The 24,106-nt window shown below is 65.4% G+C and carries 23 protein-coding genes and 1 riboswitch; of the genes, 13 read left to right on the top strand and 10 right to left on the bottom strand.

From position 1 onward, the window contains the following. The first annotated feature begins 8 nt into the window (after positions 1-8). On the top strand, positions 9-230 hold the full coding sequence (locus tag B4U45_RS15165; RefSeq protein ID WP_075547959.1) for a hypothetical protein: 222 nt from the start codon (positions 9-11) through the stop codon (positions 228-230). A gap of 162 nt (positions 231-392) precedes the next feature. After that, positions 393-1,691, top strand: a complete 1,299-nt coding sequence (locus B4U45_RS15160; RefSeq protein WP_183154949.1) for an acyl-CoA dehydrogenase family protein — start codon at positions 393-395, stop codon at positions 1,689-1,691. Between the two features lie 10 nt (positions 1,692-1,701). On the opposite strand, the gene B4U45_RS15155 is transcribed toward B4U45_RS15160, so the two are convergent. Next, positions 1,702-2,157, bottom strand: coding sequence for a MaoC family dehydratase (locus tag B4U45_RS15155; RefSeq protein WP_075547961.1), 456 nt, complete (start codon positions 2,155-2,157; stop codon positions 1,702-1,704). Positions 2,158-2,478: 321 nt separating this feature from the next. Between B4U45_RS15155 and ag85C the strand changes: the two genes are divergently transcribed. Then, positions 2,479-3,474, top strand: a complete 996-nt coding sequence (ag85C, locus tag B4U45_RS15150; protein WP_075547962.1) for a diacylglycerol acyltransferase/mycolyltransferase Ag85C — start codon at positions 2,479-2,481, stop codon at positions 3,472-3,474. Between the two features lie 107 nt (positions 3,475-3,581). Here ag85C and B4U45_RS15145 read toward each other — a convergent pair whose 3' ends face one another. From B4U45_RS15145 to B4U45_RS15125, 5 genes are all read right to left on the bottom strand, one after another. Further along, complete coding sequence (locus tag B4U45_RS15145; RefSeq protein ID WP_075547963.1) at positions 3,582-4,268, bottom strand: YoaK family protein; 687 nt, start codon at positions 4,266-4,268, stop codon at positions 3,582-3,584. 92 nt (positions 4,269-4,360) lie between these two features. Further along, a complete protein-coding gene (locus B4U45_RS15140; protein ID WP_083155045.1) occupies positions 4,361-5,719 on the bottom strand; it encodes a maltokinase N-terminal cap-like domain-containing protein in 1,359 nt (452 codons plus the stop codon). A gap of 46 nt (positions 5,720-5,765) precedes the next feature. Further along, positions 5,766-7,580 carry a maltose alpha-D-glucosyltransferase gene (gene treS / locus B4U45_RS15135; RefSeq protein ID WP_075547994.1) on the bottom strand — a complete coding sequence of 605 codons (1,815 nt, stop codon included), beginning with the start codon at positions 7,578-7,580 and terminating at the stop codon, positions 5,766-5,768. A gap of 109 nt (positions 7,581-7,689) precedes the next feature. After that, positions 7,690-8,763: a S1C family serine protease gene (locus B4U45_RS15130; RefSeq protein WP_075547965.1), complete on the bottom strand. Its 1,074-nt coding sequence runs from the start codon at positions 8,761-8,763 to the stop codon at positions 7,690-7,692. A 155-nt stretch (positions 8,764-8,918) separates the two neighbouring features. Continuing rightward, positions 8,919-9,368, bottom strand: coding sequence for a nuclear transport factor 2 family protein (locus B4U45_RS15125; protein ID WP_075547966.1), 450 nt, complete (start codon positions 9,366-9,368; stop codon positions 8,919-8,921). 81 nt (positions 9,369-9,449) lie between these two features. On the opposite strand from B4U45_RS15125, the gene B4U45_RS15120 reads away from it, so the two are divergent. The 3 genes from B4U45_RS15120 (at position 9,450) to B4U45_RS15110 (ending at position 12,773) form a co-directional block, all read left to right on the top strand. Continuing rightward, complete coding sequence (locus tag B4U45_RS15120; protein WP_075547967.1) at positions 9,450-9,857, top strand: TIGR03668 family PPOX class F420-dependent oxidoreductase; 408 nt, start codon at positions 9,450-9,452, stop codon at positions 9,855-9,857. A 283-nt stretch (positions 9,858-10,140) separates the two neighbouring features. Then, positions 10,141-12,297: an elongation factor G-like protein EF-G2 gene (locus B4U45_RS15115; protein ID WP_075547968.1), complete on the top strand. Its 2,157-nt coding sequence runs from the start codon at positions 10,141-10,143 to the stop codon at positions 12,295-12,297. Between the two features lie 8 nt (positions 12,298-12,305). After that, positions 12,306-12,773, top strand: coding sequence for a DUF2231 domain-containing protein (locus B4U45_RS15110; protein WP_075547969.1), 468 nt, complete (start codon positions 12,306-12,308; stop codon positions 12,771-12,773). A 7-nt stretch (positions 12,774-12,780) separates the two neighbouring features. On the opposite strand, the gene B4U45_RS15105 is transcribed toward B4U45_RS15110, so the two are convergent. Then, complete coding sequence (locus tag B4U45_RS15105; RefSeq protein WP_075547970.1) at positions 12,781-14,379, bottom strand: FadD7 family fatty acid--CoA ligase; 1,599 nt, start codon at positions 14,377-14,379, stop codon at positions 12,781-12,783. A gap of 272 nt (positions 14,380-14,651) precedes the next feature. Here B4U45_RS15105 and oxc point away from each other — a divergent pair, with 272 nt between their 5' ends. Continuing rightward, positions 14,652-16,412, top strand: a complete 1,761-nt coding sequence (gene oxc / locus B4U45_RS15100) for an oxalyl-CoA decarboxylase (protein ID WP_075547971.1) — start codon at positions 14,652-14,654, stop codon at positions 16,410-16,412. On the opposite strand, the gene B4U45_RS15095 is transcribed toward oxc, so the two are convergent. Next, entirely contained in the window at positions 16,396-17,328 is a 933-nt protein-coding gene (locus B4U45_RS15095) for a LysR family transcriptional regulator (RefSeq protein ID WP_075547972.1), read from the bottom strand. The two genes, oxc and B4U45_RS15095, sit on opposite strands and share 17 nt — an antisense overlap. 261 nt (positions 17,329-17,589) lie before the next feature. Between B4U45_RS15095 and B4U45_RS15090 the strand changes: the two genes are divergently transcribed. Next, a complete protein-coding gene (locus B4U45_RS15090; protein WP_075547973.1) occupies positions 17,590-18,345 on the top strand; it encodes a L,D-transpeptidase in 756 nt (251 codons plus the stop codon). 370 nt (positions 18,346-18,715) lie between these two features. Here B4U45_RS15090 and B4U45_RS15085 read toward each other — a convergent pair whose 3' ends face one another. Both B4U45_RS15085 and B4U45_RS15080 read right to left on the bottom strand, forming a co-directional pair. Then, positions 18,716-20,488: an NRAMP family divalent metal transporter gene (locus B4U45_RS15085; protein ID WP_075547974.1), complete on the bottom strand. Its 1,773-nt coding sequence runs from the start codon at positions 20,486-20,488 to the stop codon at positions 18,716-18,718. 109 nt (positions 20,489-20,597) lie between these two features. Further along, the gene (locus B4U45_RS15080; RefSeq protein ID WP_075547975.1) at positions 20,598-20,789 is read right to left on the bottom strand and encodes a hypothetical protein; all 192 of its coding nucleotides are present in this window, start codon (positions 20,787-20,789) and stop codon (positions 20,598-20,600) included. A 271-nt stretch (positions 20,790-21,060) separates the two neighbouring features. Further along, positions 21,061-21,233, bottom strand: a riboswitch (M-box (ykoK) riboswitch). A gap of 261 nt (positions 21,234-21,494) precedes the next feature. On the opposite strand from B4U45_RS15080, the gene B4U45_RS15075 reads away from it, so the two are divergent. From B4U45_RS15075 to B4U45_RS15055, 5 genes are all read left to right on the top strand, one after another. Continuing rightward, positions 21,495-21,875, top strand: coding sequence for a WXG100 family type VII secretion target (locus tag B4U45_RS15075; protein WP_241780283.1), 381 nt, complete (start codon positions 21,495-21,497; stop codon positions 21,873-21,875). After that, a complete protein-coding gene (locus B4U45_RS15070; protein ID WP_075547977.1) occupies positions 21,872-22,162 on the top strand; it encodes a WXG100 family type VII secretion target in 291 nt (96 codons plus the stop codon). Before B4U45_RS15075 ends, B4U45_RS15070 begins: the two co-directional genes overlap by 4 nt. Then, positions 22,159-22,470, top strand: coding sequence for a hypothetical protein (locus tag B4U45_RS15065; protein WP_131808321.1), 312 nt, complete (start codon positions 22,159-22,161; stop codon positions 22,468-22,470). The genes B4U45_RS15070 and B4U45_RS15065 overlap by 4 nt, the downstream gene beginning before the upstream one ends. 822 nt (positions 22,471-23,292) lie before the next feature. Further along, entirely contained in the window at positions 23,293-23,583 is a 291-nt protein-coding gene (locus tag B4U45_RS15060) for a GH-E family nuclease (protein WP_219859428.1), read from the top strand. Continuing rightward, positions 23,580-24,065 (top strand): ankyrin repeat domain-containing protein, encoded by a 486-nt coding sequence (locus B4U45_RS15055; RefSeq protein ID WP_075547978.1) that lies wholly within the window; start codon positions 23,580-23,582, stop codon positions 24,063-24,065. Before B4U45_RS15060 ends, B4U45_RS15055 begins: the two co-directional genes overlap by 4 nt. Positions 24,066-24,106: the final 41 nt, after the last annotated feature.

Raw genomic sequence — 24,106 nt, 5'->3', positions numbered from 1 at the left:
GACCACCGGTGAGCATCGAAACAGGTCATGTGACCGGCACCCGCGACAAGACTTACAACCTGATCTGGTACACCGAACAGTGCCTGGACAACGCGCTCCGGCTGGAGACCTACATCGAAGACGCCGAGCGTGACGGCGACCGCGAGACGGCCGACTTGTTCCGCAAGGCGCAGGCCGACAGCCGCAAGGGTGCCGAACTGGCGAAACAGCTTCTCGCACAAAGACTCTGATTGCTTGGCGACTTTCGAACGGTCCGGGTCGCGACACGAAAACTGTGGCCGCGATCCGGGTCCGCGGCATAGCATCCTTGCCTGACCCACCACCGCCCTTACGATGGGGTAGCTCCATCAACGATGCCGGTGCGACACTGCGCCGGGGAACGGTTGGCGACGGTGTGGGATTTCGAAACAGAGCCGCAGTACCAGGCGAAACTCGACTGGGTTGAGAAATTCATGGCCGACGAGGTCGAGCCGCTGGATCTGGTCGCACTCGACCCGTATGACAAAAAGAATCCCGAGACGATGGCGGTCCTGCGGCCGTTGCAGCACCAGGTAAAGGACCAGGGGCTGTGGGCCGCACACCTGCGGCCGGAACTCGGCGGCCAAGGCTTCGGCCAGGTCAAGCTGGCACTGCTCAACGAGATCCTCGGGCGCTCGCGGTGGGCGCCGTCGGTGTTCGGCTGCCAGGCGCCGGACTCCGGCAACGCCGAGATCCTCGCGCTCTTCGGCACCGAGGAACAGCAGGCGCGCTACCTGCAGCCGCTGCTGGACGGCGAGATCACGTCGTGCTACTCGATGACCGAACCGCAGGGCGGCTCGGATCCCGGCTTGTTCGTCACCGCCGCGACCCGTGACAGCTCAGGTGACTGGATCATCAACGGCGAGAAGTGGTTTTCCACCAACGCCAAGCACGCGTCGTTCTTCATTGTCATGGCCGTCACCAACCCCGAGGCCCATACCCACGAGAAGATGTCGCTGTTTATCGTTCCTGGCGAGACACCCGGCATCGAGATCGTGCGCAATGTCGGTGTGGGCTCGGAGTCTTCCAGGCATGCCAGCCACGGCTACGTCCGCTACAACGACGTGCGGGTGCCGGCAGATCATGTGCTGGGCGGGGAAGGCCAGGCGTTCATGATCGCGCAAACCCGACTCGGCGGTGGCCGCATCCATCATGCAATGCGAACAATTGCGTTGGCGCGCCGGGCCTTCGACATGATGTGTGAGCGCGCGGTATCACGTAAAACCAGACATGGGCGATTGGCCGACTTCCAGATGACCCAAGAGAAGATCGCCGACAGCTGGATTCAGATCGAACAGTTCCGGTTGCTGGTGCTGAGAACTGCGTGGCTGATCGATAAACACCACGACTACCAGAAGGTCCGCCGCGACATCGCGGCGGTGAAAGTCGCGATGCCGCAGGTGCTGCATGATGTGGCGCAGCGCGCCATGCACCTGCATGGCGCGCTGGGGGTCTCCGACGAGATGCCGTTCGTCAAGATGTTGGTCGGCGCCGAATCACTGGGCATCGCCGATGGCGCCACCGAGCTGCACAAGATGACGGTGGCGCGGCGCACCCTGCGCGAATACGAGCCGGTGACAACACCTTTCCCGTCACAGCACATCCCGACCCGCCGGGCGGCGGCCGAGGCGCGACTGGCCGAGCGCCTCGAACATGCGATCGCCGAATTCTGACGGCGAGCGCTCAGGAGATGTAACGAACGACGCTTTCGGCCACGCATGCGGGCTTGGGCGAACCCGCTATCTCGATCGTGGTAGCCACCGTGGCCTGTACGGCGCCGTTACCGAGGTCTTCGACGCCGACCAACGAACTCTGCGCCCGTACCCTGGAGCCGACGGGCACCGGCGCGGGAAAGCGAACCTTGTTGAGTCCGTAGTTGATTGCCAGTTTGATCCCTTTGACCGTGTACATGTCATGCTGCAGCCGCGGCAGCAGTGACAGCGTCATGAAGCCGTGGGCGATGGTCGTGCCGAACGGGCCTTTGGCCGCTCGTTCCGGATCTACGTGGATCCATTGGTGATCACCAGTGGCATCGGCAAACAGATTGACGTCTTCTTGAGTGATGGTCACCCAGCCGCTCTGCCCGATGGTCTCACCCGCGGCAGCGGCCAGGTCGGCAACGGACTCGAAGGTGCGCATGAATGTCTCCTCTGGTCGGGAGTAAGCATAGATCGGGTCGGGCTGCCGCCCATTCACAGCAGGCTAGGCTAGGAACCGCGCCTTGCTGACACCACAAACAGGGTCATTTCCCATGACCTCACGAGAACGCTCCTCGGCCGCCGGTGCGCGGCAATCGTCAACTCGACGAGCCGATTCCGGGCCGACGCCCAATCGTTAGCCAACCGCGATGTCGCGCTTCGGCGGTGACAGACCCGTCACGGCGCCCTGCTGTGTTTCACTCGCCCAAGACAGGTTCGACCGCGACACGCGGCAGACGAGAGTTGGGATGGGTTACAAGCCATGAAGTTCGTTGAAAAGCTGCGTGGCGCAGCGAAAACCATGCCCCGCCGGCTGGGTATCGCGGCAGTGGGGGCCGCCCTGCTATCCGGTGTGGTCGGCGCCGTCGGCGGCTCGGTGCCCGCGGCCGCGTTCTCCAGGCCGGGCCTTCCAGTCGAGTATCTGCAGATCCCGTCGCCGTCGATGGGCCGCAACATCAAGGTCCAATTCCAAGGCGGCGGAGCGCATTCCGTCTACCTGCTGGATGGTCTTCGCGCACAGGACGACTACAGCGGTTGGGATATCAACACCCCCGCGTTCGAGGAGTTCTACCAATCCGGCCTGTCGGTGGTCATGCCCGTCGGCGGCCAGTCCAGTTTCTACAGCGACTGGTACCAGCCTTCGCAGGGCAACGGTCAGAGTTACACCTACAAGTGGGAGAGCTTCCTCACCAGGGAAATGCCCGCCTGGCTGCAGGCCAACAAGGGCGTTTCACCGGTTGGCAATGCGGCGGTGGGCCTTTCGATGTCGGGCGGTTCGGCGCTGATCATGGCCGCGTACTACCCGCAACAATTCCCGTACGCGGCGTCGTTGTCGGGGTTCCTCAACCCGTCCGAGGGCTGGTGGCCGACGCTGATCGGGCTGGCCATGAACGACTCCGGCGGTTACAACGCCAACAGCATGTGGGGCCCGTCCACCGACCCGGCGTGGAAGCGTAATGACCCGATGATTCAAATTCCGCGACTGGTAGCCAACAACACTCGAGTCTGGGTGTACTGCGGCAACGGCACCCCCAGCGACCTCGGTGGCGACAACATGCCGGCCAAGTTCCTTGAGGGCCTGACGCTGCGCACCAACCAAACCTTCAGGGACACCTACCTGGCCTCGGGCGGTCGCAACGGCGTGTTCAACTTCCCGACGAACGGAACGCATTCATGGCCCTACTGGAATCAGCAACTGGTCGCCATGAAGCCGGACATGCTGCAGGTGCTCAACGGCCCCGCCGCCCCTGCCACGTGAGACCCGGCTAATACCCGAGCCAGCATCGGCAGCAGCGCACACGGCCAGCGCTGCTGCCGATGTTCGTTACGCTCACCCGCCGATCCGGGTGATCCGGCTGATCCGGGTCAGGATTCCTTCACCAACGTCCGCCGGTCGGAGTGGAAATACGTGTAGCCCGTGGTGACCGCGCAGACTATCGTCGCCACCGCCAGCATCTGGGATCCGCCGACCACCAAGCTGATAACGCCTCCGGCCGCAGCACCGAGGCTGAAGCTGGCGTACAGCAAGAAGTAGCCGAGCCAGTCCTCCACCTTCCCGCCGGCCAGGTGACGTTCGATGCCCTGACCCATCTTGACCAGGGTGCCCGTCACGTAACTCAACGGCACCGACACCTCGCCATCCTTGACGAACGATGTGTTCAACGCGCCAATCCCAAACACCACGAACAGAATCGGGACGAAATCAAGCAGGGTCTGTTCCCATCCACCCAGGAGAATGTCAAGCGCGGTGGCCGCCACCAGACTGAAAGTGGTCAGCACGGTGGGGCCGTACGGATGATCGACCCAGAAATGGCGGCGGCATATCGAGGCAACCACCACACCGGCGACAAAGCACACGATCAACAACGACGCTGTTATCGTCAGCCACACATCGTCGCGGAAGACTCCCAGCACAGCTCGCTGCGCATTGCCGGTCATGAAAGTCACGAAGTAGCCGGCGGAGTGGGTGAACGCCGTGGCCCCCAGCACCCCGGCCAGCCCGGCCAGCACCCAGGACAACCTCGCTTCGCTGTCGTAAGTCTCTTTCCGCACACGAGCATGCTTCCAGAGACTCGCGGGGTCCGCAGATATCAGCCGGTCACCCCAGCTCGCAGACCACGCCGGGCAACCGCGGAAAAGCCTGCTCAGGCGGTCAGCCGGGCGATCGAACGCAACGGAATCGGCAGCCATCCGGGCCGATGCCGCGCCTCGTAGCCCACTTCGTAGACCGCCTTGTCCAGTTCGTAGGCGGCCAACAGCTGCGCCGAATCCCGGGGGTCGGTCCCCGATGCCGCCGCATAGCCCTCGCAGAACGCGGTCCGATTGCGCTCGACCCATTCCCGGGCGCGGGCCGCCAACTGCTTGTCGGTGGCCTGGTCCACCAACGGCCCATAGGCGGCGTACTCGAAGGAGCGCAACACACCGGCCACATCACGCAGCGCCGAATCAGGTGCTCGCCGCTCATCCAGCGGCTGACCCGGCTCGCCTTCGAAATCGATCAACAGCCAGCTCTCCGGGGTCCGCAACACCTGTCCTAGGTGCAGGTCGCCGTGGATCCGCTGAACGGTGACGGTCTCGCCGGCCAGCTTCTGGAATCGCTCTTCGATCGTCGCCGCGTACGCCTCCAGCTCCCCAACCGCCGCCACGGTCGACGACAGCCGCGCCAACACGGTGTCCACCGGGAACGGCGCCTGGGCCGTTCCCAGGCACTCGGCCAGGGTGGCGTGCACCGACGCCACCGCCTCGCCGAGCCGGTAAGACTCGCCGGCGAAGTCTCCGCCGACTTCGTGGGCATACAGGTCGCCTTCGGCGAACAGATCACGGACGCTGGCGGTGGCCATCGCCCAGCCCTCGGCGGCGTTGGAGGCGAATTCGGTCACCATGCCCAGCGGACACGCCTGCTCATTTGCCGCCGAACTGCCGGCGTCCGGCCCGGCCATCTCGTATGTTCCCAGCAACCGTGCTGCGTGCGGGTTACCGGCACGGCCGAGCACCCGGTTCAATTCGATATCGGGGTTGATGCCGCTGGAGACGCGCCGAAACACCTTGAAGATCGCACGCCGATCGAAGATGACGCTCGTGTTGCTCTGCTCGGCATCGGAGACGTGCGGCGCCGCGTTCAACGGCAATTCGATGTCTGGTTCTTTGGCGAATGTCACTTCCACCCCGGATGCAACGCGGATGGCTGACGAGTCGATCAACGACAGCAGAAACGGCGGCGCATCGGTGTCGTAGAGGGCGTCGAAGCCCGTCCGGTCTTCCGCGGCACCGATCGTTGCCACGGTGCTGTACTCGGACACCGGCGCCGCGTCCCATCCGACGATCACCTGGTAGCGCTCCGCCGAACCGTCGGCGTAGTCGGCGTCGACGAGCACCAGGTCGAGATCGTTCTTCAGGGGGACGACCACGCTGACCTCTGCGCGGGACAGTTGGCGGTTGCGTCCGGCGTACCACCGTTGCTGTGGCAGCCACTCAGACCAGGGCAGCTTGGCTGGCAGGCTCATGCGCGCCGCTCCTCTTCGCTTCGCTTCGCATCGTCACCGGCGCGGATCATGCGTTCTCCTCGGTTCTGGACAACTGGAACCAGTAGAAGCCGTGGCCCGGCAGGGTCAGCAGGTAGGGCAGGTGGCCGATACGGGGAAACTCCACATGCCCGGTGAGCTCGATCGGTGTGTAGTTGTTCCATTGCTGCAGGTTCAGTTCGATGGGCTGCGGGAACCGCGAGAGGTTGTTCACGCACAGCACCACATCACCGTCTCTGCCGTCACCGCCGCCTCTGCCGTCCCGGCCCGGTGTTTCCCGGACGAAAGCCAGGACCGACGGGTTGGACCCGCCCAGTTCCTGGAAGGATCCGACGGCGAACGCCTGGTGGCGCCGCCGCACCGCAAGCATGGTCCGGGTCCAGTTCAGCAGTGATGTCGAGGTGTCGCGCTGCGCCTCGACGTTGACCGCCTGGTAGCCGTAGACCGGATCCTGGCTCGGCGGCAGGTAGAGCCGGCCGGGGTTGGCTGTGGAGAATCCGGCATTACGGTCCGGTGTCCACTGCATCGGGGTCCGCACGCCGTCGCGGTCCCCCAACCAGATCACGTCGCCCATGCCGATTTCGTCGCCGTAGTAGAGCACCGGTGAGCCCGGCAACGAGAGCAGCAGCGCGTTGAACAATTGGATCTGGTTGCGGTCGTTGTCCAGCAGCGGCGCCAGCCGGCGGCGGATGCCGACATTCGCCTTCATCCGCGGATCCTTGGCGTACTCGGCGTACATATAATCGCGCTCTTCGTCGGTGACCATTTCCAGCGTCAACTCGTCATGGTTGCGCAGGAAGATCCCCCATTGCGCCATATCGGGTATCGGCGGCGTCTGCGCCAGGATCTCTGAAATCGGGAACCGCGACTCGCGGCGGACGGCCATGAAGATACGCGGCATCAGCGGGAAGTGAAAGGCCATGTGGCATTCGTCGCCGCCGGTGGTGGCGTCGCCGAAGTATTCGACGACATCGGCCGGCCACTGGTTGGCCTCGGCCAGCAGCACCCGGCCGGGAAATTCGTCGTCGACCACCTTGCGGACCCGCTTGAGGAAGGCGTGCGTCTCGGGCAGGTTCTCGCAGTTGGTGCCCTCGCGCTCGAAAAGGTAGGGGACCGCGTCCAGCCGGAACCCGTCGATGCCCAGGCCCAGCCAGAAGCGCATGACGTCGATCATCGCCTCTTGAACGGCCGGATTGTCGTAATTGAGGTCCGGCTGGTGGGAGAAGAAGCGGTGCCAGTAGAACTGGCGGCGGACCGGGTCGAACGTCCAGTTCGACTCTTCGGTGTCGACGAAGATGATCCGGGCGTCGGTGTACTTCTGGCTGGTGTCGCTCCACACGTAGTAGTCGCCGTAGGGCCCGTCGGTGTCGCGGCGGGATTCCTGGAACCACGGGTGGGATTCCGAGGTGTGGTTCATCACCAGGTCGGTGATGACCCGGATTCCGCGGCGGTGGGCGGCATCGACGAGGGCGACGAAGTCGTCGACGGTCCCGAACTCGGGTAGCACCTTGTAGAAGTCGCGGATGTCGTAGCCGCCGTCACGCAACGGTGAGTCATAGAACGGGGGCAGCCAGATGCAGTCGATGCCGAGCCATTGCAGGTAGTCCAGCCGGTCCAGGAGTCCACGCAGATCACCCGAGCCGTCAGCGCTGGAATCGTAGAACGCCCGGACCAGTACCTCGTAGAAGACGGCGTGCTTGAACCAGGTCGGGTCGGCGGGAAGCGCGGCGGCATTGCCGAAATCCTTGGCATCGGGGTGCTCGACCACACCTCCTTCGACATGGCTGCCCTCGGCGGGATGGTGCGCAGCATCGTGCCGGGAGGCTTCTCTCGCGTCGTTCATCAACTCCACGATGCCACGGGTACCCGAGGTGGAACTTCGGGAACCATGCGGGCAAACACTGCCGGCGCCAACCGAATTCGCCGGCCGGCAGTGATCATCCCCGCATAGCTCAGGCCGGCGGCCCTTCCGCCAGCGTCACGTTCTCGGTGCGCGCGACCCCTGATTTGGACAGCCAGCTGATCGAGACGACGTCGCCGGGATGATGCCCGTTGAGCACATCCGACAAGGCGGTAGCCGAACTGATCGCGATGCCGTCGACCGCGGTAACCACGTCGCCGTTGGAAATCCCGATCGACGCGGCGGGCGCGGTCCCCACCACTCGCTGCACCCTGGCGCCGTTGCCGTTGTTGTCGACGACGCCGAGGCCGAGGAACGCGGTCGGTCCGACGTGCACCGTGGGCGACCCGCCTCCGGAGCGGATCTGGTTGGCGATCGCCATCGCCTGGCCGATCGGAATGGCAAAGCCCTGCCCGCCCTGAGACAGCTGGAAGTTGTCGGACGCGGCCGTGTTGATGCCGACAACCTGCCCCTGGTTGTTGACGATCGGCCCGCCCGAATCGCCGGGCCGGATCGCGGCGTCGACCTGGATCAGCCCGTTCAGCGTTTCTTCGGCGCCGGTGAGCGCGTCCGAGGCCTGGACGGTCTGGTTGAGGGCGACCACCCGTCCGGGCACCGCGCGCGGCGTTCCGCCCTGCCCGCCGGTGTTGCCCAGCGCGACGATGGGCTCACCGATCGACACCCCGCCGCCGATCGCGGCGGTGGGCAAACCGCCCGCACCCCGCAGCTGCAGCACCGCGATGTCCTGGGTGCGGTCATAGCCAACCACGTCGACGCCGTAGGTTTGGCCGTTGCCGACGTCGAACGCGCTGATGTCGGTGGCGCCCGAAATCACGTGGTTGTTGGTCAGCACGACACCGTTGGGATCGATGACGATGCCGGTGCCGGCTCCTACCGCGTTGTTGTAGCCCAGCTTGGTGTTGATGTTGACGATCTGCGGCCCCACCTGGCCGACCAACGCCGACGGGTCGAGCGGCAGCGACGGGTAGTCAGCGAACCGGTCCAGCGCGAATGTGGACGGCGCCGCCGATGCCGGCGCCGGCGGTGTGGCCAGACCCAATCCGAGCACGGCCAATATGGCGACCAGCCATGGCCACCTCACCGGATGGTGGCGAACGTTGCTCATCCCGTAACCTCCTGCGTCGGGGGAGAAGCTGAATTGTCCCAGCCTTAAGGTCCGGGCAGCACAACTTTGTCTACATCTACCGTAGTCCAAATACCCACCTCGGCAGGCCGCAAGACTTCGAGCGGCCAAAATTGTCGATATCGCCTATACCTGTTCTAGGCCTGCTTAATGCCATAACTCAGATGGTGACTGATATCACCGACCATGTCGATGAGAGTCAGGTCGCGGTAGGAAAAGCGCCAGCTGCCCTCGACGCATTCGAAGCGGTCGTGATAGCGGCCCGTAACAATGGCCTGCAGCGGAAAGTCCTCGGTCTGCTGCAGCACCGTGTAGTAACTGCGGCATTGCGCGGTTCTGGCGTGCCCGTCGATCTCGATGATCGGATTGGTGACCACATGCTTGGTTCGGGGTGTTCCGTCGGGATACAAGACGATCAGCGACTTCCAGATCCTCAGCAGCCCTGCCGCATCGATGGTGTCGTGGCCGGCAGCGTCGATCCGGATGCGAGCGTGCTCGAACAGCGCGGCCGCCTCGTCCAATTCGCCGGCGTCGACGCACTCCGCATAGCGGTAGAGGAGATTGGCGATCTGCGTCTGCGCCGGCATGGGGTAACGGTAGCCCGCACACCGGGATTTCCGTGGCAGCCGGCCCGAGCCGAGCGGCAGCCCGGCCTTTAGGCTGAGCCGGTGGGCGAATTCGACCCGAAGGCCGCCTTCTCGCAATCCCCGGTGGCGCGGTTGGCCACGATCACGCCCGCGGGCACGCCACACCTGGTGCCGGTGGTTTTCGCGGTGGACCGGGACCGCATCTTCACCGCCGTCGACGCGAAGCCGAAAACTACCCGGCGGCTGCAGCGCCTCACCAATATCAATAGCAATCCGCACGTCAGCCTGCTCGTCGATCATTACGACGACGACTGGACGCAGTTGTGGTGGGCCCGGGCCGACGGAGTCGCCGCGATCTATCACGACGGTGCGGCCATGCACACCGGATACCGGCTGCTGCGCACGAAATACCCTCAGTACCAGTCGATTCCGTTGGACGGGCCGGTGGTCACCGTGTCAGTACGGCGTTGGTCCGGCTGGCACAGCTGACCCGGCTGCCCGTCGGCCACACCCGTCACACTGGTACCAGGGCAGCATAGCCTGGCTTGGAGAAGCACTAGCGCATTTCCCGCGGAGGTGGCAGTCGGCGGGCACCGGACCGGCCGACCCCCGAGCCGACGCCACAGCACCTCCGTCGCACCGCATCGGCCGGGCCTTGTGCTGGGCGGCGGTTGGGGGAAAAGTTGCTACTGCGTCCTGTGGGCTGGAGCACACCGCTTACGGGAGTGGGCGGGCTTGGATTCCTGACACCCGGAAGAACTGGAGGAAAATCATGGCCGACAGAGCGAGTGCCTCCCAGGGGGCGGGAGCCGCACCCACCGCGGACGGCCCGGACGCGGTTCGCAACGTGGTGCTGGTGGGCCCATCAGGCGGCGGCAAGACCACCCTCGTCGAGGCCTTACTGGTCGCGGCCGGAGTGCTGTCCCGGCCCGGATCGGTCACCGACGGCACCACGGTCTGCGACTACGACGACGCGGAGATCCGCCAGCAGCGCTCGGTCGGGCTCGCGGTGGCCTCGCTGTCACACGACGGCATCAAGGTGAACCTCGTCGACACCCCTGGATATGCCGATTTCGTGGGTGAGCTGCGCGCCGGGTTGCGAGCCGCGGACTGCGCGCTGTTCGTGATCGCGGCCAACGAGGGCGTCGACGAGCCCACCAAGTCGCTCTGGCAGGAATGCAGCCAGGTCGGCATGCCACGCGCAGTGGTGATCACCAAGCTGGACCACGCCCGGGCGAACTATCCCGAGGCACTGGCCGCCGCCCAGGACGCGTTCGGCGACAAAGTCTTACCGCTGTACCTTCCCGCCGGACCCGCCGGTGACGGCCTGATCGGATTGCTGTCACAAATCCACTACGAGTACGCCGGCGGCAAGCGCGCCGCGCGCCCCCCGGACCCATCGGACGCCGATCGGATCGAGGAGGCCCGCGGCAGTCTGATCGAAGGGATCATCGAGGAGTCCGAGGACGAGTCGTTGATGGAGCGCTACCTCGGCGGCGAGGATATCGACGAATCCATCCTGATCCAGGACCTGGAGAAGGCCGTTGCCCGCGGCTCGTTCTTCCCGGTGATCCCGGTGTGCAGCGGCACCGGCGTCGGCACCCTGGAACTGCTGGAGGTCGCCACCCGCGGCTTCCCGTCTCCGATGGAGCACCCGCTACCGGAGGTGTTCACCCCGCAGGGCGCCGCACACGCCGAGTTGGCCTGCGACGTGAGCGCGCCCTTGCTCGCCGAGGTGGTGAAGACGACGTCCGACCCCTATGTCGGCCGGGTCAGCCTGGTGCGGGTGTTCTCCGGAACCATCAAGCCCGACGCCACGGTTCATGTGTCCGGCCATTTCTCGTCGTTTTTCGGCGACCAGAACGGGTCGGCGAACACCCATCCCGACCACGACGAAGACGAACGCATCGGTCCGCTGTCTTTCCCGCTGGGCAAGCAGCAACGCCCCGCGACCGCCGTGGTCGCCGGCGACATCTGCGCCATCGGCAGGCTGAGCCGCGCGGAAACCGGCGACACCCTGTCGGACAAGTCCGAGCCCTTGGTGCTGAAACCCTGGACGATGCCGGAACCCTTGTTGCCCATCGCGATTCAGGCGCACGCCAAGACCGACGAGGACAAGTTGTCGGTCGGCTTGGGCCGTCTTGCCGCCGAAGACCCGACATTGCGGATCGAGCAGAACCAGGAGACCCACCAGATCGTGCTGTGGTGCATGGGTGAGGCCCATGCCGGCGTGGTGCTCGACGGGCTGGCCAATCGGTACGGCGTCACCGTGGACACCGTGGAGCTGCGGGTACCGCTGCGGGAAACGTTCGCCGGCAAGGCCAAAGGCCACGGCCGTCACGTCAAGCAATCCGGTGGCCACGGCCAGTACGGGGTGTGCGACATCGAGGTGGAGCCGTTGCCGGAGGGCTCCGGGTTCGAGTTCGTCGACAAGGTGGTCGGCGGCGCGGTGCCACGCCAATTCATTCCGAGCGTGGAGAAGGGTGTCCGCGCGCAGATGGAAAAGGGGGTGCTCGCCGGTTACCCGGTGGTGGACTTGCGGGTCACCCTGCTCGACGGTAAGGCCCACAGCGTCGACTCCTCCGATTTCGCCTTCCAGATGGCCGGTGGACTGGCATTGCGAGATGCGGCCGCGGCGACCAAGGTGATCCTGCTCGAGCCGATCGACGAGATCTCGGTGCTGGTGCCCGACGATTTCGTGGGCGCGGTGATGGGCGATCTGTCCGGGCGCCGCGGCCGCGTGCTGGGTACCGAGACCGCCGCCAACGAACGCACGGTGGTCAAAGCCGAAGTGCCTCAGGTCGAGTTGACCCGGTATGCCATTGACTTGCGCTCACTCGCCCATGGCGCCGCATCGTTCACCCGCACGTTCGCCCGATACGAACCGATGCCGGAATCCGCTGCGGCCCGGGTGAAGTCAACCGCGTAGCCGGCCTCATGTCGACGGTTGACGGACTACCGGCCCACATATTGCTCAACCATCTGGTCGTCGTGCTGGGTCCGTTGGCGGCGATCCTGGCGATCATGTGCGCGCTATGGCCGGCCGCCCGCCAACGACTGGTCTGGCTGACGCTGGCCCTGGCCGTCATTACGCTCGTCGTGACCCCGTTGACCGCGGACTCGGGCGAGTGGTTGGCCGGCAAGATCGGCCAGTCGCCGGCGATCGACAGCCACGCGAACCTCGGCCAAACCCTGTCCTACTTCGCGGTTGCACTGGCGGCGACGATGGTCGCGCTGGCGGTCGTCCACCTTCGCCGGGCCCGCGGACGCGCGGTGAAACCCGTAGTGCAGCTGGTGGTCATGCTGTTGGTGGTGGCCGCCGCTGCCGCCACGCTGGTCCAGACGTATCGCGTCGGCGACTCCGGCGCGCGAGCGGCGTGGGGTTCGGTCACGTCGTCGCGGTGACTCCGGGTTACGCCGGCGGACCGAACCGTTGGGCCACGGCGCGACGGTCGAGCGAACCTTTCGCGGTGTGCGGCAGCTCGCTCGCCAGCTCGAAGGTTGCCGGAATCTCGAAGGCCGCCAAGCGTTCCCGGCAGAACTCGGTGAGTTCTTCGGGAGTCGGCGCGGGCTGGCGAGGCACGATCACCGCCGCGACGGCCTCACCGTAGAGCGGGTGGGGAACGCCGAAGACGGCCGGTTCCAACACGTTCGGATGGGTGGCCAGCACGTGCTCGACGCGCTCCGGCGATATTTTCTCGCCGCCGCGGTTGATCAGCTCTTTGATCCGGCCACGGATGCTCAGGTCGCCGTCGGCCGACAATGTCCCCAAATCGCCGGTGCGCAGCCAACCGTCGGTGAAGTTGGCTTCGGTGATCTTCGGGTCGCCGAGGTAGCCACGCACCACGGTGGGGCCGCGCAGCCAGACCTCGCCGACCTCGCCGGGGCCGACGGGCGCTCCGCCGGACCCGACGATCCGGATCTCGGGCCCGGTCGAGTTGCCCACCAGACCGGTTGACACTGCCGGGTTTTCCTCGTCGTCGGGGCTGGTGGTGGCCACCTGGTGGGTGGCCTCGGTCATCCCGAACGCGCACACCACCGGCGCGCTGAACTCAGCGTGCAGCGCCTGCGCCGTCTCCGGGGTGAGCGGGGCGCTGCAGCTGCGGATGAAGCGCAGGGCGGCTTTGGTGCCGGACGGTTCAGTTTTGGCACGCTCCAACAGGATCTGGTGAATGGTCGGCACCGCCGTGTACCAGGTGGCGTGCACCGCGTCGATGTCGTCCCAGAAACTGTGCGCCGAGAACTTCCCGCGCGCCGGCAGCAACACCGCGCCCCCGGACGCCAGCGTCGACAGCAACGCGGCCATCAAGCCGTGACCGTGGTACAGCGGCATCACCGCGACCGTCGCGTCCTGCGGACCCAGCCGATACCCGGCGATGATCGCCCGGATCGAACTGGCGATGTTTCCGTGGGTCCACGGGACCATCTTCGGCAGGCCCGTCGTCCCGCCGGTGAACATGATCATGGCGTCGTCGGGCCGCAGCCCCTCGGGTGCGGCCGTGACCGGCTTCGGTTCCCCGGCAGCCTCCAAACGGACCGATAGGGCCCCGTCATCGCGGCCCACGCTCACCGCCACCGGCCACCACCGGATCGCCGAATCTTCCCCGCTGTCGGGACCGTTGCCGTCCACCAGCACCACACGTGCTCCAGCAGCCTCGGCGCGGGCGCGCTGGTCGCCGACGGGTAACGCCGGGTCCAACGGAACCACGACAAGATCGGCTCGAGACGCGGCCAGCAGCGCGACGACGAATTCGGCGTTGCTGCCGGAACGCAGCGCCACCCGGTCGCCCGGCAAGAGACCGGCCCTGGTCAACTGCCCGGCCAGGTCGTCGGCCAGCCGGATCACGTCACGGTAGCTGATCGCGACGCGGTCGGCGGTCACGACAAGTGCGACGGCCTCCGGCCGCCGGGTTGCCGCCACCATCACCAGATCGGCAATCCGCGGACTCGACGATTCGGTGGGACCATCGGCCGCGAACTGTTGCGCCACCGTCTTGGCGATCGATGACATCGCACGCTCCTCTCGGGTGTTGCCGGTGCCGGATCGGCTCTTGTATGGCCACCCTGCCGGTGACAATGCTTCTTGTCCAATACCGATCCGCTACCGCTCGATAGCCGGAACCTATCGAATGCACCCGGTCGGTGGCCAGGGTCAATAGACAACGTAAATCACTGAATAGCGCCCCGGTCTTGGACACAGCCCCGGCACTGGAACAAAGTGATGACCGAGCCATTCGCGGCCCGGAGCACTCCGGTCCCCCTCAGACACGAGGAGTCGCCACCATGACCATGCAAGCGGCATCTCCCGGCGCAGCGCCGGATGGACCGGCCAGTGTTCGCCTGACCGATGGCTTTCACCTCATGGTGGAGGCCCTCAAGGCCAACGACGTCGACACCATCTACGGGATCGTCGGCATCCCCATCACCGACCTCGCCCGCACCGCCCAGGCCGCTGGGATCCGTTACATCGGCTTCCGTCATGAGGGCTCGGCCGGCAATGCGGCCGCGGCCGCCGGTTTCCTCACGGCGCGTCCCGGCATCTGCCTGACGACGTCGGGCCCCGGCTTTCTCAACGGCCTGCCCGCGCTGGCCAACGCCACCGCAAACTGCTTCCCGATGATCCAGATCTCGGGTTCGAGCCGGCGGTCCATCGTGGACCTGCAGCGCGGCGACTACCAGGAGATCGACCAGCTCAACGCCGCCCGGCCATTCGTCAAGGCGGCCTACCGGATCAACCGGGTGGAGGACATCGGGCTCGGGGTCGCGCGCGCTGTTCGCACCGCGATTTCGGGCCGGCCGGGCGGTGTCTACCTCGACATCCCCGGCGAGGTGCTCGGTCAGGCACTGGAGGTCTCCGTTGCCGCCGACAGCATCTGGCGGCTGGTCGACCCGGCACCGCGACAACTTCCCGCGGCCGAGGCGGTCGACCGCGCCCTGCAGCTACTCGCCGCGGCCCGGCGGCCGCTGATCGTGCTCGGCAAGGGCGCGGCATATGCCCGGGCCGACAACGTGATTCGCGAGTTCGTCGAGACCACCGGAATTCCGTTCCTGCCCATGTCGATGGCCAAGGGGCTACTGCCCGACTCGCATCCGCAGTCCGCTGGCGCGGCCCGCTCGCTGGCCATCGCACGGGCCGATACCGTCGTGCTGGTCGGTGCCCGGCTGAATTGGCTTCTGGGCCATGGCGAGTCGCCGCAGTGGGCGGCCGACGCCAAGTTCATCCAGGTCGATATCGCGGCGTCGGAGTTCGACAGCAACCGGCCGGTGGCGGCACCGCTGACCGGTGACATCGGCTCGGTGATGTCGGCGCTGCTGGACGGCCTGGCCGGACGTCCCATCGCGGCGCCGGCGGAATGGACCGGCGAGCTGTCGGATCGCAAGGCGCGCAACGACGCCAAGATGCGCGAGCGGCTGGCCGAAGACCCGCACCCGATGCGGTTCTACAACGCGCTCGGCGCCATTCGCGCCGTGCTGCAACGCAATCCCGATGTGTATGTGGTCAACGAAGGCGCCAACGCGCTGGATCTGGCCCGCAACGTCATCGACATGCAGTTGCCGCGACACCGGCTCGACACCGGTACCTGGGGGGTGATGGGCATCGGCCTGGGCTACGCGATCGCTGCCGCGGTGGAGACCGGCCGCCCGGTCGTCGCGATCGAAGGGGACAGCGCATTCGGCTTTTCGGGCATGGAAGTCGAGACCATCTGCCGGTATCGACTTCCGGTGACCGTGGTCATCCTCAACAACGGCGGCGTCTACCGCGGTGACGAAACGGCGGTGGCCGGCAGCGATCCGGCGCCTACCGTGCTGAACGCTCGCGCGCGTCACGAGCTGATCGCAGAGGCTTTCAGCGGCAAGGGATATCACGTCACCACCCCATCGGAGCTGACCGCGGCACTGGCCGACGCGCTGGCGTCGGGGGGACCGTCGATCATCGACTGCGAGCTCAGCCCGGCCGCCGGTGTGGAGAGCGGACACCTGGCGAGCCTGAACCCCACCAGCGCGGCCACCGCCCCGCCGGCGCCGGTCAGCGCCGGCGGCTGATTCCCGACATCCGCGCGTCGAAGAACTCGCCCAGGTCCAACTCCTGCGCAGCTGCGACGAGCGCGCGGGCGACGGGTGATCCCGGGCCGGCGGAGTTGGTGGCCAAACCGATCTGGGCTTTGCGAATGGGATCGACCAACGGGACCGGACGAATCTCGCCGCCGGTCGGCGTGGTCCATAGCCAGGTGTGCGGAACGATGGACGCCCAGTTGCCGGTGGCCACCTGAGCGATAAGCGAAGCGACAGAGTCCGTCTCGACCTGGGGGCTGACCGTGATGGCATGCTCGGCGAAGGCGGCGTTGATGATCTGGCGATCCCGCATGTCCGGCGAGAGCAGCGCCAGCGGCAGTTGCGCGGCGTCCGGCCAGCGCAGCGTCGACGCGCCCGCGGGCACCATGTCGGGCGGCACCAGCAGCACATAGCGCTCCTCGTAGAGCGGCACCACATCGATGTCGCGGCTGTCTGCTGTTGTCGGATGCACAATGATCGCGTCGAGTTCGAAGTCACGTAGCCGGCGGTACAGCTCGGTTGCGGCCAGCCGGGAGCAGATTTGGGCCTTGACCAACGGGTGCGCCGAGCAGAAACCGGACAGCACCAGCGACGCCGTCGTCGACGCGGACGGGACCGTGCCCAACCGCAGCGTCCCGGTGATACCGGAGCGCACCGCGTCCACCTCGGCCTTGAACGCGTCGTGCTCGGCCAGAATCCGCTTGGCCCACACCACCAACCGCTCCCCCTCGGGAGTCAGGCCCTCGAAGCTATGGCCGCGGTTGATCAGGGTGACGTTGAGTTCACGTTCGAGCTTGGCGATCGCCGACGACAGCGCGGGTTGTGAGACGTAGCACTTCTCGGCCGCCCGGGCGAAGTGACGCTCCTGGGCGACCGCCACGAAATACTCCAGCTGACGAAAGAGCACTTACACCTCCTCGGCGGTGGAGCACGATTTCGCTGAGGCTAACGTGTCGTCGGCCAGTCAGCCAATCTCAGCGGGCTGGGGGCCGGCTACAGCGCAGGTGCCGGCTGCGCCGCAGACTCAGGCAAGGCTGGCGACGGACCGCTACCATGACGACCGGAGCAAAGCCGGACCGGCGGTCCGAGATGTTTGCTGCAGCACGTAGCGGGTACACAGCCCTAGAATGCGGTTGTGTTGATTGCACCGTCCCGAAGGGTGACCGTCATGCGCCACGCAGTTCGTTATCTGTTCGTTATGGTCGCAATCACGACGATGGCCCTGACCGGGTCGGGCGCTCTGGCGAGCGCCGCGGTACCCCTGCCGCAGCCCGTTCCCGGAGTCGCCGCAGTGTTGCCGGCCAACGGTGCAGTGGTGGGCGTGGCACACCCGGTGGTGGTGACCTTCAACGCCCCGGTCCTCGATCGCCGCGCGGCCGAACGGACCATTCGTGTCACCTCCCCCAGTAACATGACCGGACATTTCGAGTGGGTCGACAGCTTCGTCGTGCAGTGGATTCCCGATCACTACTGGCCGACCCATAGCCACATTTCGGTGGGTGTGCAGGAGCTGACCGACGGCTTCGAAACCGGAGACGAGCTGCTCGGGGTGGCCAGCATCTCCGCGCACACGTTCACCGTCAGCCGAAACGGAGAGGTGCTGCGCACCATGCCGGCGTCGATGGGCAAGCCCAGCCGTCCGACTCCGATCGGCAACTTCAGTGCGCTGTCGAAAGAGCGCACTGTGGTGATGGATTCACGCACCATCGGTATTCCGCTGAACTCTTCCGACGGGTATCTGATCACCGCGTCCTACGCGGTTCGGGTCACCTGGAGCGGCGTATACGTGCACTCGGCGCCGTGGTCGGTCAACTCACAGGGATACGCCAACGTCAGCCATGGCTGCATCAACCTCAGCCCGGACAATGCCGCCTGGTACTTCAACACCGTCAACGTCGGTGACCCGATCGAAGTGGTCGCCTAAGCCTAAGACGCATAGCTTGGCGTCTGTTTTCGCCACGTTGAGTCCTGCCCGTGTTGGTCAAAACTCTTGTATGGCCGGTGTTCGGGGGATGTCGCGTGCTCACCGGATCGACTGTCATGCCGCCGCATCGAGTGAGCGCTGCCGGCTTTGAGAGTGGATGTAGAGGGGGGAGCATCCGCGATCGCCCTCCCTGGCGGCACCCTCGGCGCCAGCAACACACACTGGAAACGGACATCGGAGCGAACATGGCGGGGTCGCCGAAACACCTTTTCAGCCTCAACCCAGACCACGCCGAGCGCAACCACGCGACCAACCGCACCAGCACCCGATTTCCCTCTCCCCACACCGCGGCGCGTGTGCTGGTACCGCATCAGCCCAGGCCGGCCTCGACGACCTTGACAATGACCAGCACGACCGCCACCACCAGGTAGCCGCGCAGGGTAAACAGACCCGCACGACGGGCCGGTGACATGGTCGGGCGGGTGATGGTGGCCAGATCGGGGGTACGCCAGTTCGCCCGGTCCTGCCGGCGAACAGCACGCCGCTCGGCGCGGGTCAGCAGTGAGGTGTCGTCGAGTTCGTCGACGTCTTGCGGATCCAGGCCGCCACCGAATGCCTGCGAAATCGTCTCCGCTTTGCGGCGAGCGCCCCTGCGCCGGCTGGCGATCAGCACGGCGGCGCCGCCGACGATGCCGGTCGCCGCTCCGGCCCCGAGGCCGGCCACCAGGGTGGTGGTGGATAGGTGCGGGAAGAACGTCGCCGCGGTCAACGCGAGCGACAGCAACACCAGACACCACACCGTCGACCAGGCAACGATGTTCTGCCGCAACGTGTTTGTCCATGGCCCCAGAACCGCGCGGTCATTGCACAGCAGGACCAGGAACACGGTCGCCGAGGGCAACAGGATGCCGGCGAGCGCCTGCACGCCCTGGGTCACCAGGCCCAGGACCTGATCGGGACTAAAAGCAATTGCGGCCGACACCGCAAGGAGGACGGCGTAGCCGCCGTAGAACAGTGGCGCTTCACTGACTTTCCAGTGCAGTGAGTGCCGCTTGCCCATCGAGTCACCGACGGCATACGTGGTGGCCAGGCCGATCGCGTTCGCTCCGATCAACGACGCGTCGAGCAGGATGATCGCGAACAGCATGCCCACCGTGCCGCTGAAGTGGTTGGCCAGGCCCGTCGCCACCGCTCCCGCGTCGGTGAAGTGCCCGGCATCCGCGGAGCCGGACAATCCGAACGCGGTCACCGCCATCAGCGCTGTCGCGCCGACCATCACGACGACGATGCCGAGCACCAAATCGGCTCGCGCATAAGAAATCCACTGTGTGGTGATGCGCTTGTCGACCACGTTGGACTGCTGGAAGAACAACTGCCATGGTGCGACGGTGGTGCCGACGATCGCGACAATCAGCAACAGCACGGTGGCGTCGAGTCCGCCTGGGAACTGCGGCCGCAATCCCTCGACGGTCCCGGTGAGGGTCGGGTGCACCAGCAGCGCCATCGGAATGATCACCACGTTCACCGCGATTAGCAGGAACATCATCGCTTCCCAGCGGCGGAACGACCCGCCGGCCACGACGGCGAACAACAGCACCGCGGCGGCCGGAACAGCAATGACCTTGGGACAACCCAGGAAGCCGAGTGCCATTGATACGCCGATGAATTCGGTGACGATCGTCAGCGCGTTGAGAATCAGCAGATCACCGACGCTGAATGCCCCCCAGAATTTGCCGAAGCGTTCGAATATCAACCGCGCGTGCCCAACCCGCGCGACGGCACCGAGCCGCAGCACCATCTCCTGGTTTACATACAGCACCGGGATCAGCAACGTCAGCGTCCACAACAGTTTCATCCCGTAGTCTTGCCCGGCCTGTGCGTAGGTCGCGACACCGCCGGCGTCGTTGTCGCCAACCATCACGATCAGGCCCGGACCACTGATGATCATCAACGTCCGCAGGCGCGCCCAGCGTCCGCGGGTTGCGCCATCGCCGTCGCGAGGTATCCGCCCGAAGGCACCGACGATGTCACCACTGTGTGCCGTGTCCGCCACCGCGGTGTCGGCTACGACGGGAGTCGGCGGGGTTTGGGCGGGCGAGCGACCGGGCGGGCCACCGTGGCGCCGGGTGGTGATCGAAGTCATCGGATTACTCGCTATCTGAGTGAGGTTGGCATGGCGGGCGGGCCGATTCGGCGGGCGGGCGCCCGATCGACGCCTGCCCGCTGAATCGGTTAGTGACACGTTGTGTCGCTTAGCGCGGGTCGGTGATCACCGCAATGGGCATCCGCGCCAGATATGCGTCGGCTCGCTGCTGTGGGGTCATGGTGAAGGACGCGCTCAGCTTGCCCGACAGCCTGCGGCCGGTACGCAGCACCGACCGGCGGCCTTTGGCTGTGCGGGTAAACTGTTGTGAGGCAATAAAGTTCGTGGTGGTGGCGGTCATTGTTTTCTCCTGCCGGCAGCCCGATCGACTGGCGTCATCGCCGGCGCTGCGAGCGCCCGGTCAAGCGCCGCGTGAAAACGCCTACGCGGAAACGGAAGTCCGGGAAAGCTCAGGCGGCAGGAATGCCGGAGCCGGATCGGGACAAGACGGATTTCGGATACGGACTATCGCCCGGACTACTCATCTCGCCCTCACCTCCTCACGGCCAGGACACACGCGGGTGTAATCACGGTCACCTGTACGAGGCAAGAACGCCCGGCGCCAATCGCTGGGCGCACCCCTCTCGTCGGAGCTTTGGCACTGCACAGCGTATCCGGACTACGCCCGGAAGCCACTTGGGCTCAACCCTTAGGCCGGGAAGAGCTGTCCTGACCCGGGGCGTCTTTCGACGTTCGGGGTCAGTGGCCTGTATCCATGCAGACGCCTCACCTACCGAGGTGCTTGCGGGTTAATGCTTACACCGGTATCGGCGGCTCGTCAAACGGGATGTCGCCGAGGCCGTGGCCGTCGATCACCTCGTGTTGACAGTCCCGGCGGGGTTCTTGATTGACGCGGGTGTGACGTGTCGGCCGGGTCAGGGGGCGTCGTGGCGGTGTCATTAAGGAGCCAGTGCGTCAACGGAGGGCCGGTTGGCTCCCGTGACGGGTACTAGTGTGCGTTTACAAGCTTTGGTCGGGCCAGTCCTGGGTCGGACAAGGTGCGTCCGTGTGGCGTGGTGCGGCTTCGCTTAACTGTCACTCGACGCAATGGAAGGAGGCGGCAGGCCTGGTGAGTTATGAGCTGACGATGAAGTTGGAAGCTATGGCGTCGGCTGCGCATGTCCTGGCAAACCAGGCCGATGAGCTACAAGAGGAATTGGACAGCATCACCTGCGACTGGCGCGAGCTGTCGTCCAGGTGGACCGGTGTTGCGGCCTCGGCTTTCGAACCACCTTGGGAAGAATGGCATGCCGGTGCTGTGAAGTCGGCGGAAATTTTGTCCGAACACTCGCGGCTACTGATGCAGTCGCTGGACCTGATGCTTGACCATGAAAGCACCGCGGTGAAGGCTTTCGAGGCCCTGCATCGGAAGGGGCCGGCGGTTTGAGTCGGCGCTACACGGTCGATTTGGATGCTCCCTCGGCCTTTGCCGATCGGCTGGCAAAGTTCACTGCGCGTGCTGAACAGATCGCTACCGCCGTGGATCAATGTGTGGCCGAGCTGCATGGCAGCTGGCTTGGCCAGGGCGCGGACGCCGAACTGGAATACCACCAAAGGTGGACGGCTGCCGACAAGCAGATGCGTGAAGGTCTCGATGACCTACGAAGAAACGCTGAAGTGGCCCACCGCAATTACACCGGGGTGGCGCAGCTCAACACCACGATGTGGCCATGACTCAAGACGTCGATCCTGCGATCGTCGCCGAGGCCGGGCGTGTCTACGGCAAGGTCTACGACGCCGCCGCAGCTGCGGTGCATCACCTATCGGGGGTGCTAAAGGGGTCTGCCGGCATGGGCGGCACCGACAATGCCGGCCACTCCTGGAGTCTGAAATACGACGCGCTAGTTGGCGGACGTGCTGGTGGAGCCGGACTCATGGAAGCGGCCACCGCCACGATCATGGGGTGCAGCCCAATGTTCGGATCTATTGGCCACAACGGCGGTGAACCACCAAAACGCCGATCAGCAGTCAGCGATGAATAACGCTGGTGCACCAGCGTTTCCGCCCACCGCTAAGCCGATGTTCTTGGTGCCGGCGATCCCTTCGGCGGTGGGCGGACACGATGATGTTCCCGGGTGGTGGCACACCATTCAGGCATACGTGCAGGGTGAAATGTGGCCAAATGGCCACCAGGACAAGCTGCGTGCGGCCGCTGACGCCTGGCATACGGCCGCACGTGAACTGCGCTCGGCGGCCGATATTGCCAACGACGGTGTTATCGAGTCAGTGCGGGCGCAAAAGTCACCCGAGTTCCCGGTAGCGGCCACCCCAACTGCACCATGGCGCGCGATTCGCTCAAAGCCGTCGCCGAGGGGTTTGATGCCGCGGGCAAGGCGTGTTCGGACTACGCGCAAGCAATCGATGACGCGCACTCGAAGATCCTGCACGAGATGGCGGTGCTCGGGGCGACTGTCGCAGTTACCGAGGTCGTTGCGGCGGTCTTGATTCCGTTTACCGCGACCATAAGCGAGGGTGTCGAAGGTCGTCGATGTCGCACGTTTGACGGCCACCGGAGCACGGATCGCGACGATCATTCGAGAGTTTCGGGTAGCGGCCGAAGCCTCTAGCCTGCCGACCGTTAGCGCCCTCGGCACCGCCGCGCGGGCTGTGGGTGAACTCTCCCCACTGCTGGCCGCCCGCGCGCAGCTCTTCTTGGCCGAGGGAACGGTCCCCGGACTGTTGGGCACCGAGGGACTGGATCCGCTATCGCGCCCCTACATCAGGTCGGAACGCGACAAGCTGTCGAGGCAGCAGCCAGGAAGACACCTGACGGCAAGTATTACGTCAGTGCCACCGATGAGAACGTGTTAATCCCGGTTTCCAAACAGTACGAGGATGCGATCTTGAACCTACCGAAGAGCGCGGACGGCAAGTATTACCTCGGCGCCGACGGCGCCCGTTATCCGGTCGATCCCACCTACCACCTTGGCCACGTCGGCGGTCAGGAGTGGTGGCGCATTCGCGACACGGCGATCCAGCAGCACTGGACACGCCAGCAGCTCATCGAATATTGCAACCGTCCCGAGCTTTATCAACTCGAAGACGCACCAGGAAACCTCAGCCACGCATTCGAACTACCAAGAGAGGCAGGATGAACACAAACGATCGTGACCGGGCGGGCCGAACGCCGCTACACTACGCCGTCATTGACGCGCCGGTGGGCCTGGACCATACGACGGCACTCAAGGATCCCGCGTTGAAAACCGAAAACCACCGCAAGATAGTGGAATTCATCCTGGCCAACTTTCGCAGGCTGTTAGACGCCGGCGCCGACGTCAACGCCATCGACGAGCAGGGTTGCACACCGCTGCATTTTGCAGCTAAAGGAGAAAGCGACGAAGTAGTGCGGCTCCTGCTGGATGCCGGCGCCGACGTTAACGCCAGGAGCAATAGGGGTGAAACGCCTCTACTCAACGCCGTGACGAACACAACGCCGGCAAAGCTTCCCATAGTTCGGTTACTTCGCGAACATGGCGCCGATCCGACGGTGATCGCACACGATGGCTTCAGCGCCCTCAAATATGTTCAGCGGTACGGGAAACCCGAACTACGCGAAATATTCACCGATCTGCTCTAAGCCAATCCGCGGCCGGCCCCCATTTACAGATTGCCGGCCCG

The sequence above is a fragment of the Mycobacterium persicum genome (assembly GCF_002086915.1).
GTDB lineage: Bacteria > Actinomycetota > Actinomycetes > Mycobacteriales > Mycobacteriaceae > Mycobacterium > Mycobacterium persicum.
The sequence above is the reverse complement of the archived record's forward strand: the minus strand, read 5'-3'. Positions and strand labels throughout refer to the sequence as shown.